This is a genomic window from Pseudomonas sp. HY7a-MNA-CIBAN-0227, from assembly GCF_040310325.1.
GTDB lineage: Bacteria > Pseudomonadota > Gammaproteobacteria > Pseudomonadales > Pseudomonadaceae > Aquipseudomonas.
In genome coordinates, this window is record NZ_JBEOPT010000294.1 from 1 (window position 1) to 247 (window position 247).

Genomic DNA, 247 nt, shown 5'->3' on the forward strand with positions numbered 1-247 from the left:
TGCTGCCACCGCGCTGGTAGGCCACATCGCCGTCTTCAAAAGCATCGTCGATTATGCCGTCATACATTTCAAGCAAGTCGCGGCCGTCGCCCTGGAGCAGGCCGCCTATTCGCCCACCCATCATGACGACACGATCAACACCGTCGCCTTGCTGCACGATCCCGGTGACCCAGCCGTTGCGGAGTTCCACCGTATCTATTCCAGGGCCAAAGGTCACATCGCCATTGATGGCGCCGCCTGTGGAGAG

The 247-nt window shown here is 60.3% G+C and carries 1 protein-coding gene; it reads right to left on the reverse strand.

The features are described from left to right. A partial coding sequence (locus AAEZ06_RS27985) for a hypothetical protein (protein WP_350617434.1) occupies positions 1-247 on the reverse strand: 247 nt, incomplete at both ends.